Consider the following 11285-nt stretch of genomic DNA (forward strand, 5'->3'; position numbering starts at 1 on the left):
GACGAGCTTCCCATTCACGGCATGACGACCACGACCCCGCCCGCGGGGTTCGCCGAGCTCTACGAGCGCCACTACGAGGCGGTCTACCGGGCAGCGCTCCGCGTCACGGGCAATCCGGCCGACGCCGAAGACGTCCTGCAGACGGTCTTCCTCCGCGTCCTGGCCACCGGCGCTGAGGCCGACGAGGTGATGCGGCCGAACGCCTATTTCAAGCGCGCCGCCGTCAACGCCGCGGTGGACGTGCTGCGGCGCCGCGAGTTTCGCGCGGATGCGGTTTACGACGATCGCGCGCCGCACGCCGCCGTCCACACGCCGTTTCTGTTGAAGGAACGGCTTCGGCGCGCCATCGCGACCCTCGACCGCGACGACGCAAGCCTGTTCCTGCTGCGTCACGTCGAGGGGCTGACGAACGACGAACTGGCGGGGTTGTTCCGGTTGGAGAAGAACAACGTGGCCGTGAGGCTCCATCGAATCCGGCAGCGGCTGCAGGCCGAGATGGAGCGCTAGACGCGGGCGTATAGGGGAGTCCGAGGGGGGAAGCCCATCGGAGATAGGGAAGATAGAAGGAGTATGGACATGTCGGACGATCGTCTCGATCGAGCGCTTCAGGAGATGGCAGACGAACACGTGGACGCCGCCGCGCTCGACGCGGCGCGGGCGCGCGTGCTTGCGAACCTGACGAACGCCGGCGGCGCCACGTGTGCGGAGTTCCGGCAGGACTTGCGCGCCTATCTCGCGGACGAGCTCCCGGGCGGCCGGCGGATGCTCGTCCAGGACCATCTCAGTCGCTGTCCCGGCTGCCGCGGCCGCATCGCCGAGATGAAAGGCGAGAGGACCGTCGTTGCGATGCCGCAGCGTTCCTCCTCCCGCTGGGTGCAACGAGGAGCCCTCGCCGCGGCAGCCGCGCTCGTCCTTTCGGTTCTTTACCTCGGACGCGGCACCATCGATCGCCTGATGGCGCCCGGCGGTCCGCGCGCCACGGTGGTCGCCGCCGAGGGAGGCCTCTACCGGCTGAGCGAAGGTTCGCTCACCGCCGGCGCCACCATCGGCGAGCGTGAGGCGGTCCGCACCGGTCCGGGAGCGCACGCGGTGCTGCGGCTGGCGGACGGATCCGTCGTCGACGTCAACGAGCGAACCGAGCTCTTCGTCACGGCCGCGTGGAGCGGGCAGGCGATTCACCTGCAGCGCGGCGACGTCATCGTCAAGGCGGCGAAACAGCGCCGCGGGCGGCTGCAGGTTCTGACCCGCGATTCGATCGCGTCGGTGAAAGGCACCGTGTTCGCGGTCTCGGCCGGCATGGGTGGATCGGTCGTTTCCGTCGTCGAAGGGTCGGTGGCGGTGAACCAGCCGGGCAGGGACGTGCTTCTCAGTCCCGGGCAGCAGGCCGCTTCCTTCGCGGGGCTGGAGAGTTCGGTCGCGGAAGCCGTGTCGTGGAGTCCCGACGCGGCCGCCTACCTCGAGCTGCTCCGGTCGTTCGTGAAGATCGAACGGGAGCTGGCGAACGTTCCCGCCGTGCTGCGGACCGACTCCGCGCTGCTGTCGTATCTGCCCGCAGGCGCGATCGTCTACGGCACCGTCCCCAATCCGGGCCTCACGATCGATCGCGCGATCGTGCTCGCCGAGGAGCAGTCGGCGCAGAACGCGACGTTCGCGGCGTGGTGGAATTCCCAGACCGGCCGCGAGCTGAAACAGATGGTGGAGCGCATCCAGTCGGTGAATCCGCTGCTGGGTGACGAGCTCGTCTTCTGTGCGAGCGCCGCCGGCACGGGTGATCCCCTTCCGATGGTGATGGCCCGCGTGCAGCCGGGCAAACGCGCGGAGCTCGCAAGCGCGCTGGCGGGGCTGTTCGCGGCGGCCGGCGACTCCGGCCAATCCACCGCGTATTCCGTGTCCGAGGATCTGATGGTCGTGTCGGACTCGCAGTCGCACCTGGCGTGGGCGCTCGCGCATCTCGGGCAGGGTGCCGGCTCTCCCTTTGCGACAGCGATCAAGCAGCGCTACGAGCGCGGCGTCGGCTGGCTGTTCGGGATGGACGCGCCGCCGGTCGTGACGATGGCGGCCGGAGACGACGCGCCTCCGATCGAGTTTGCCGGCATGGTGGGCATGAAGTACGTTTTCGTCGAGCAGCGTGCGCCGTCGGGTGCGCCGGAGAACGAGATCACGTTCGCGTTCCAGGGGGAGCGATCCGGACTGGCGGCGTGGCTCGCCGACGCGGGTTCCGGGGGCGCGGCGGAGTACCTGCCGGCCGACGCCCTCGCGGCCGGCTACGTGTCGACGCGCGAGCCGTTGCAGCTCTTCGAGGAGCTCACCTCCCAGATCACCAAGGCGGCGCCGGACTTCCAGCGCGGTCTCGCGACGCTGGACGAGAAGCTCGGCGCCGGCTTCGTCCAGAACCTGACTGCCGCCCTGGGGACCGAGTCGGCACTCGCGCTGACCGGACTCACCGCCACCGGCCCGTCATGGGTGCTCGCCAGCGTCGTCAACAACCCGGCGGTCATCGACAGCTCGCTGGCGAAGCTGATGGAGACGGTCAACGCGGAGCTTGGACCCGACGAACAGGCCAGGCGGATCGTTCTGACGCAGGAGACCGCGAACGGGCGGACGTGGACCACGCTGAAACCGGGAGGACTGCCGATCGGCGTCACCTGGACGTACGATCGGGGCTACCTCGTGGCGGCGTCGGACCGGGCGGTCGCCGAGCGGGCCATCGCGACCCGGAGCGGCGGCGGCCAGCTCGTATGGTCGCCGGAGTTCCTCGGCCAGCTTCCGTCATCGGCCGGACTCCATCCGTCTGCGTTCGCCTGGCTGAACGCGAAGGGGGCGCTCGGCCTGGTGTCCACCGTGGCCCCGAACTCCCCGTTCGGCGAGCTGCTCGCCGGCCGCGATCCGATACTCGTGGTGTTCGACGGAACGCCGGAACGGATCCATGCGGCCAGCCGTACTCGTATCTCCGGGTTGATCATGGACGCGATGCTGCTCCAGGGTCTGGGCGGGGCGGCCCGGCAATAGACCACTTGGAAAACACTGCCGTCGTCGAACTCGAGAACCTGAAAGTCACGCTGGGACGGCGGGAGATCCTCCACGGGATCACCTGCCGTCTCGGCGTTTCCGGCACAGGAAAGGCGGTGGGCCTGCTCGGGCCCAACGGGGCGGGCAAGTCTACGCTGATCCAGACGCTCCTCGGCTTTCTTCCTCCCAGCGGCGGCCGCGCGCGCATCCTCGGCCTCGATTCCCGCCGCACCATGGGGGAAGCCCGGTCGAGGATCGGCTACATGCCCGAGAACGACTCGTTCATCGGGGAGATGACGGCCGTCACCTTCCTCCGCCAGATGGCGGAGCTGTCGGGCCTCCCGCCGAAAGCCGCGCTGGAGAAGGCGCACGAAGTCCTGTTCCATGTGGGACTCGGCGAGGCGCGATACCGCGAGCTGCGGACCTACTCGTACGGCATGAAACAGATGGCCAAGCTCGCGCAGGCGATCGTCCACGGGCCAGAGCTCGTCGTGCTCGACGAGCCCACCAACGGGCTCGATCCGGCCGCGCGCCGGCGGATGCTGAAGCTGATCACCGAAATGAAAGAGGAGCAGGGGATGCACGTGCTCGTCTGTTCTCACCTGCTGCGCGACATCGAGCAGGTGTGCGACGAAGCGGTCATCCTCAAGGACGGCATGATCGTCCATCACTGCAATCTCGAAGCAGAGCGCAAGTCGAACAAGTCGTTCGTCGAGCTGGAGGTCACGGGCGACGATCGGAACCTCCGCGCGTCTCTGCCGGAGATCGGCGCCGAAGGCGTTGCCGAAGGGGCCGGCCGCTGGCGCATCGTCCTGCCGGCGGGCGTCGAGGTCGAGGCGATCTGGGGACTGGCGACGAGGCAGAACCTGCTGGTGAGGAAACTGACTCACCGCCGCGACACGCTCGAGGAGATCTTCCTGAAGGCGATGGGCCACTTGTCGCAGACGCCGGGGGAGGTCGCGGCGCTCGACCCCTCGACTCGCTCGGGCCCGCTCGGAACAGGCGGCGTCTAGGTGGCGGTCTACAAGCGCGGATATCGCCGCTACGACGGTCCGCTGACCGGAGCCTGGACCCGCTTCATGGTCCTGCCCCGCTACGCGTGGCGTCGGCTGTACCAGCAGCGTCTCGTCATCCTGCTCACGATGGCGGCGTTCGTCTGGCCGCTCCTCTGCGCCGGCTTCATCTATCTCGCGAACTACGTGGATCTGCTGCAGGGGCTCGACAGCGACTTTCGCGAGTTCATCCAGGTCAACGGCACCTTCTTCTCGATCTTCATGTACGTCCAGGCGGCGTGTGCCGTCTTCCTCGCGGCACTGGCTGGTCCCAGTCTCGTGGCGCCGGACCTGGCGAACAACGCGCTGCCGCTCTATTTCAGCCGTCCGCTGACGCGTTGGAGCTACGCGCTGGCCCGCCTGGCGGTGATCGTCGGCATGCTGTCCGTGATCACGTGGATACCCGGGCTCCTTCTGTTCGCGCTGCAGGTCGGCCTGGCGGGAGGCTGGTGGTTCGTGGCGAACTGGACGCTCGGCGCAGGGATGGTGGCCGGATTCCTGCTGTGGCTGCTCGTCCTCGGCCTCGTCGCCATGGCCAGTTCCGCTTACGTGAAGTGGCGGGTCGTGGCCGGCGCGATCAGCCTCGCCTTCTTCTTCATCCTCGCCGGCATCGCCGAGATGATCGACGAGGTCTTTCGCGTGACGTGGGGCCACATCCTCGATCCGGCGTGGGCGGTCAATCGCGTGTGGTGCGCCCTGCTGGGCGTCGACGCGCCCGAAGGTCCGGGCGCCGGCGCCTCACTCGCCGCGCTGGCGGTGTTCATCGCCATGCTCGTCGCCGTGATCGAACGCAAGCTGCGGCCGGTCGAGGTCGTCCGATGAGCGCGCCCGGTCCCGTGGCCTCGCCCGAGATCGTCTTCGAAGACGTGTCGAAGTTCTATGGCGAGGTGCTCGGCGTGAATCGCGTCACGCTGAACGTTCCCCCGGGCATCACCAGCCTCGTCGGACCGAACGGCTCCGGCAAGACGACGCTGATGAACCTGATGACCGGACTGCTGTTTCCCGATCACGGGCGGATCCTCGTCCGCGGAATCTCTCCGCGAAATCCCGAAGCGCTGATGCGGATCACCGGGTACGCGACGCAGTACGACACCGCGCCGCGCTGGGCGACCGGGTTCACGTTCATCACCACCGGCCTGCTGCTCTTCGGCTTCGGCCGCAAAGAGGCGGAAGAGAAGGCGTGGAAGGCGCTCGAGCTCGTGAACCTGACCGAGGCCGCCAGCCGGAAAGTCGCCGGGTATTCCAAGGGCATGAGACAGCGCGTCCGCCTGGCCCAGGCGATCGCGCACGATCCCGACGTGCTGGTGCTGGACGAGCCCCTGAACGGCCTCGACCCGCTGGTCCGCGCCGAAACGATCGCCCTGTTCCACACGTGGGCCGGCGCGGGAAAGCACGTCATCATCTCGAGCCACGTCCTTCAGGAGGTCGACGTGATCAGCGATCAGGTCGTGCTGATCGCCAACGGCATGATCGTGGCGGAAGGAAAGATCCGCAAGGTGCGCGACGAGATCGACGAGCATCCCAGCCAGTTCATCGTCCGCTGCCGCGACGCGAACGCGTCCGGCGTCGCGGCGCTGCTGTTCAACGAGGATCACGTCACCGAGATCAAGCTGAACGAAGACCGGATGGGCCTGCTGGTGATGACCCGCGACCGCGAGCAGTTCGCGCGCGCGCTGGGCCGCATCGCGCTCGACGGCCACCGCATCGAGAGTGTCGTGCCGGCCGACGAGAACGTGGATGCGCTGTACGAGTATCTGATTGGCGGCGAGTCGCGATGAATTCAGGACGTTCCTTCGCCGACCGGGCGCGGCAGGCGTGGACGATCGCGAAGATCGAGCTGCGGCGGGCCTTCTTCGCCCGGCGCGCGCTGTGGGTCTACGGTCTCGCGCTGCTCCCCTCGGTGATCTTCTTCGGGCACGGTCTCGACGTGAAGCTCAGAAAGGAGCGGCTCGCCCGGAGCGGCGTGCTGCCGCCCGCGCTGCTGGACAGCGTGCAGGAGGGGGAGACCATCGACGCCGTGAAGAACCGGCTGGGGAAGCCTGCCCGGGAGAACACCGGCACGCGCGTCCGCCGCGTGCGGCAGCGGACGGGGAGCTCGGGGGCGACGACGCACGTCATCGAGCCGGCCGTGGACGCGCGCTACGTCCGCCTGAATGTCGGTCGCGCGTCGTACAGCGGCGAGCCGGTCGCCAGGATCTACGAGTTCGAGATCTACGGGCCGGATGGCAAGGTGAATCTCGCGCTGCAGCGTCCCGCGACCGGCAGTCCGCCCTGCACCCCGGATCAGGGCCCGGAGAAGGCCGTGAACGGGAGCGTGGCGGGAGGCGCGAACGACAAGTGGTGCGCCGAGGGCTGGCCGTTGTTCCTCCAGGTGGATCTCGGCGAGGTCCGCCGGGTGTCGCGCTTCGTGGTCAAGCATGCCAGCGCGGGCGGCGAGAACGCCGACGCCGACACGCGCGATTTCACGATTCAGTTGAGCGGCGAGGGCAAGACCTACACTCCGGTCGTCACGTCTTCCGGCGCGGGTTTCGTGGACCAGCGGACCGAGTACCGGTACCTGGTCTACTTCGACGGGCGCCGCGAAGCGATGCTGACGTTCACCGACGGGAAGCTGGAGCGGCAGGGCCGGCGCATCGTCCCCGTCCTCGACTTCGAGGAAGACCGGATGATCTTCGCCGGGATCTTTCAGTACTTCTACCTGCGGCTCGCGATCTTCTTCGGCTGCCTCGGCATCTTCATGTATCTGTTCCGCGGCGAGATGACCAACAGGACGCTGCACTTCTGGCTGCTGGCGCCGGCGCCGCGCGAGGTGCTGCTCGCGGGCAAGTACGCGGCAGGACTGATTGCGTCGGCGGCGATTTTCGGCGGCGGCGCCCTCCTGATGTTCGGCGCGATGATCTGGCCGCACGACGCGGTGGAGCTCCAGGCCTACTGGAATGCCGGAGGGGTGGGCCACGTCTTCTGGTATGCGGCCGCCGCGGCGCTCGGGTGCGTCGGCTACGGCAGCGTCTTTCTCGCGGCGGGCCTGTACGTCCGCAATCCGATCATCCCGGCGGCCGTGCTGCTGGTGTGGGAAGGGATCAACGGCATTCTTCCGCATGCGCTGCAGCGCATGAGCATTCTCTATTACCTGCAGTCGCTGTGTCCGGTGCCGGCGCCGATGGACAGCGATGCGCCGACGCTGATCCGGCTGCTGGCGGCGCCGGCCGCGCCGGCGTCACGTCCGGGCGCGATTCTCGGGCTGCTGGCGCTGACCGCGGTGGTGCTGTGGATTGCGGCGGCCGCCGTGCGGCGGATGCAGATCTCGTACGGCAGCGAGGCGTAGTCGGCCATGGCGGACAGCATTGCGCAAACAGACCGGAGGTCACCCGATGCATGACAGCCATCGCCATCTGTCAGGCGGCTCGAGCGCTCCTATACTTTCAGCACCGCGTTCGGGTCGAGTCTCGACGCTCGCCAGGCTGGCAGCAAGCATGCCACCACCGCGACGATGATCATCGTGGCAGTGACTCCAGCAACCGTGGGCACATCTGTTGGCGTCACGCCGAACAATAGCGACGCGATCAGCCGGCTCAGACCGAAGGCCCCCGCGAGTCCGACCACCACACCGATCGCCGTGAGGAGGAGACCCTCCCTCATCACGTGCGCGAGCACAGCGGATCGACTGGCCCCAAGGGCCAGCCGGATGCCGAGCTCGCGCCGTCGCTCGGCCACGAGGGAGGAGATCACTCCATACGTGCCGATGGCGGCGACCAGTAACGCCAGCCCCGCAAAGAGGCCAAGGAGTTGCGCCAGGAAGCGAGGCCGCTGGATAGACTCGGCAAAGACGGCCTCCATATCCCGAAGGCGCACGACCGGTACCGCGGGGTCCATCTCACGGACCACTCGCTCAATCGTCTGGGACAATGCCGCTGGTGCGAGCGTCGTGCGCAACACGACGTGGCTAGGGCTCGCGCTCTGTGGCTGTAGCACTGATTTGTACAGTTCGGTACCGGTGTCCTGATCCAGGCCACCCTGTTTGACATCCTTCGCTACCCCGACGACGGTGAACCACGGGGCCTGATCGTTGCCTGGTTTGACGCGCTGGCCGATCGGGTCGAGTCCTTTCCAGAACCTGGCGGCGAACCGTTCGTTCACCACGACGACCAGACCGGAGGATGCGGTATCGGTGGACTGAAAGCCACGCCCCCGAACGATGGGAATGCCCATCGTTTCGAAGTAGCCTGGCATCACGGACTGATAGTAATCGACGATGTGAAACGGCCCCACCGACGGCGTCGTGGCGTTCTCGATCCGTGTATTCATCTTGAGGACCGGCCGATGTGGTGGCAGCCCGCTCATCGCCGTCGCCGCTTCGACACCAGGCACGGCGCGCAGCGCGTCGAGCAGGCGCAGAAACGTCTGCACTTGTCTCGTCATGTCCGGATACGTGGCTCCCGGCAATGTGATCGAGAACGTGACGAGGCGTGACCTGTTGAATCCCGCGTCGACGTTCCCGAGGTTAGCGATGGTGCGGATGAGCAGACCCGCACCAGCCACGAGAATGACCGCCAAGGCCACTTCGACCACCACCAGGCTGCGGCGTATGTAATGCCGTGTCCCCCCAGTGGCGCCTTTGGTGCCCGCATCCGTGAGTGCGGCCGCGACACCCTTCATGCCGATGTGCCGAAGCTGTACGAGTCCGAAGAACACGCTCGTCGCGATGGCTACGCCACTGGCAAAGAGCAGCACGGGGAGATCGACACTGACCTCGCCCGATCGGGGCAGTGCCATGGGGTACGCCTGCGTCAGGGCATGAAGACCGACGCGCGCGATCCACAGCGCCGCTGCGCCACCGATGATCGACAGCATTGCGCCTTCCGCGATGGACTGCGTCAGCAGCCGGCCCCGGGTTGCGCCAAGCGCCATCCGCACCGCAAGTTCACGGCGGCGCATGGCGACACGCGCCGCCAGGAGGTTCGCGAGATTGGCGCAGACGATCAATAGCACCAAGCCAGCCGCGACCTGCAGCATCCAGATCGCCCGGCTGGCAGGGCTGACGATCTGATCGTGGAGAGGTGACATTTGCAGGACATGACCGGCATCCGGATTCGATGCCCGGGCCGCGCCATCGGTGGGCAAGGGCGCAAACATGTGATCGCTGACCCCGACACGTTCACCCCACCCTTCGTTGAGCGTCTTCAGTTCCGTCTGGGCTGCCTCCGCCGTCACCTGGTCTTTCAGGCGGCCGATCACGTGGAGATAGTGCGCGCGTCGGCTCCTGAGCTCCGACGGGCCCAACCCCAGCGGTAACCAGATCTCCGTCCGATGGTTCAAGACATCCGCGCCGGGCGGCATGATGCCGATTACCTCGCGGGGCCGACTGTTCACTTCCACCGTTTTCCCGATCATCGGCTGTCCGCCAAAGGCGGTCTGCCACAACTCGTGCGAGAGAATCGCGACGGGTGCCGTAGGCGCTGCGGGATCGGGACGACCAGTCTCTCCGGGGGCAAACAAACGTCCCTGCGCAGCCTGCAGGCCGAGCGCATCGAACAAATGCTCGTCCACGTTCGCGCTGCGCACCCTCCGGGCGCGGTCAGGCGCCGTGAGGTTCACTTCGCCGGCGCCCGGCGCAAACGCTCCGATCGCGGTAAACGATCGGTTGACCTCGCGCAATTCCTTGTACTCGGGCGGGGACAACGTGACCGCTCCCGTGCCCACTGCGGGGTGTTGCGCGCTCACGTACATCAACCGCTCGGAACTGGGGTACGGCAACGGGCGCAGGATGACGCCGTTCAGGATCGAAAAGATGGCGGCATTGGCGCCGATCCCGAGCACCATGGTGAGAACGGCGGTGGCTGAGAAACCCGGGGCGCGTCGGAGCACGCGCGCGGCGAAGCGGACGTCCTTGCAGGCGTGCTCGAACCACGTCGCGATCACCGCGTCGAGCGCCCGCTCTCGGTACGCATGCGGATTGCCGAACCGCGTCCTCGCATTGCGCCGCGCCTGGTCGGCGGTCAAGCCTTGCCTGCGCTCTTCCTCCTCGATGAGCGCGACATGCGTGTCCAGCTCGTGCCGAAGGTCGTCATCCATGCGCGACCGACGCACGACGTTCCACAGTCGCCGAAGTCGTGACATGGTCGTCTCCTACGCCAACCGCAAGGCCCTGGCGACCGCCTCGGTTAGTGTCAGCCAGCGGCGTTCTTCTTGCTCCAGCTGCCGACGTCCGGTGGGTGTGATCGTGTAGAACCGCGCCTTCCGGCCCGTATTGGTCACCCCCCATTCCGCGCGAAGCCATTTTTCGTGCGTCATGCGTTGCAGGGCCGGATATAGCGACCCCTCTTCGATTCGTAAGGAACCGTCAGTCGCGTGGTGGATTCGCTGCGCGATCGCGTAGCCATGCTGCGCGCCGCCGCGGGCCAGGATGTTCAGAATCAGCAGGTCGAGCGTGCCCTGGAGGCGATCGTTCGTGTGCTTGGGCATATGGACAGCCAGCTATGTATAGCTGCCGTAGTATCGGCACCTCGCCGAGGCTTGTCAAGCGAGGGGTGACCCCATCAAGGGATTGCGCACGAGGCGCCTGGTGGCAGCAGTCGAGGTTTGGCGCACGGGTTCCAGCTGCGCCCGCAACAGGGCGGCAGCCGGTACCGTGCGGTCACAAGTCTCTGGGGTTCGAACACCTTGGAACTCTCGAACATCTTGCGAGCGTAGGAGTTCGATAGCTCGACGCGATCGGGCGCCGGCCAAGCTCTTCGTCGCAGGTCCGGTTCAGAACTCGCTCAACATCGTTGAAAGCGGGCGACTCGGCGGCTGGTGCGAGGGATGGCGGAGAGAGTGGGATTCGTCCGCCTTCGCCAAGGCTCCGGCGGGATCTCATCCTGTCGGCGACGTCATCTCGCCGTAGCTCGCCTGAAGTCAGCGCGAGCGAAGGCGGATGGCGGAGAGAGTGGGATTCGAACCCACGGTAGGGTTTCCCCTACACACGCTTTCCAAGCGTGCTCCTTCAACCACTCGGACATCTCTCCGTCTTTAGAATCAATAACTTGCGAGCGGTCTCACATTCGATTATCGCACGTCGGCCGCGATTGCGTCGCATTCTGCAATCATCTTTCAATTCAGCGATTTGCAGGCGTGCACGAGCAACCCGCCGCGAGAATTGTGTCAGACCTGCGCATCTCCTCAACGATGTACGCGCGCGATATGTTCTGGCTTTCTGCGCTAGTTCGTCGGTGCGATACTGAGTTC

The 11285-nt window shown here is 66.8% G+C and carries 8 protein-coding genes and 1 tRNA gene; 6 read left to right on the forward strand and 3 right to left on the reverse strand.

Going from position 1 to position 11285, the window contains the following annotated elements:
• The first annotated feature begins 21 nt into the window (after positions 1-21).
• The 6 genes from VFK57_15405 to VFK57_15430 all read left to right on the forward strand — a co-directional run bounded on the left by VFK57_15405 (position 22) and on the right by VFK57_15430 (position 7386).
• Complete coding sequence (locus VFK57_15405; protein ID HET7697098.1) at positions 22-507, forward strand: sigma-70 family RNA polymerase sigma factor; 486 nt, start codon at positions 22-24, stop codon at positions 505-507.
• Positions 508-576: 69 nt separating this feature from the next.
• Positions 577-3009, forward strand: coding sequence for a FecR domain-containing protein (locus VFK57_15410; protein ID HET7697099.1), 2433 nt, complete (start codon positions 577-579; stop codon positions 3007-3009).
• Positions 3010-3014: 5 nt separating this feature from the next.
• Positions 3015-4022: an ABC transporter ATP-binding protein gene (locus VFK57_15415; protein HET7697100.1), complete on the forward strand. Its 1008-nt coding sequence runs from the start codon at positions 3015-3017 to the stop codon at positions 4020-4022.
• On the forward strand, positions 4023-4883 hold the full coding sequence (locus VFK57_15420) for a hypothetical protein (protein ID HET7697101.1): 861 nt from the start codon (positions 4023-4025) through the stop codon (positions 4881-4883). It abuts the gene before it with no gap.
• Positions 4880-5839 carry an ABC transporter ATP-binding protein gene (locus VFK57_15425; protein HET7697102.1) on the forward strand — a complete coding sequence of 320 codons (960 nt, stop codon included), beginning with the start codon at positions 4880-4882 and terminating at the stop codon, positions 5837-5839. The genes VFK57_15420 and VFK57_15425 overlap by 4 nt, the downstream gene beginning before the upstream one ends.
• The gene (locus VFK57_15430) at positions 5836-7386 is read left to right on the forward strand and encodes a discoidin domain-containing protein (protein HET7697103.1); all 1551 of its coding nucleotides are present in this window, start codon (positions 5836-5838) and stop codon (positions 7384-7386) included. The genes VFK57_15425 and VFK57_15430 overlap by 4 nt, the downstream gene beginning before the upstream one ends.
• An 89-nt stretch (positions 7387-7475) precedes the next feature.
• On the opposite strand, the gene VFK57_15435 is transcribed toward VFK57_15430, so the two are convergent.
• The 3 genes from VFK57_15435 to VFK57_15445 all read right to left on the reverse strand — a co-directional run bounded on the left by VFK57_15435 (position 7476) and on the right by VFK57_15445 (position 11065).
• Positions 7476-10178 carry an ABC transporter permease gene (locus tag VFK57_15435; protein ID HET7697104.1) on the reverse strand — a complete coding sequence of 901 codons (2703 nt, stop codon included), beginning with the start codon at positions 10176-10178 and terminating at the stop codon, positions 7476-7478.
• 9 nt (positions 10179-10187) lie between these two features.
• On the reverse strand, positions 10188-10523 hold the full coding sequence (locus tag VFK57_15440; GenBank protein ID HET7697105.1) for a PadR family transcriptional regulator: 336 nt from the start codon (positions 10521-10523) through the stop codon (positions 10188-10190).
• A gap of 452 nt (positions 10524-10975) precedes the next feature.
• Positions 10976-11065 (reverse strand) — tRNA-Ser (locus tag VFK57_15445).
• Positions 11066-11285: the final 220 nt, after the last annotated feature.

The organism is Vicinamibacterales bacterium, from assembly GCA_035699745.1.
Lineage (GTDB): Bacteria > Acidobacteriota > Vicinamibacteria > Vicinamibacterales > 2-12-FULL-66-21 > JAICSD01.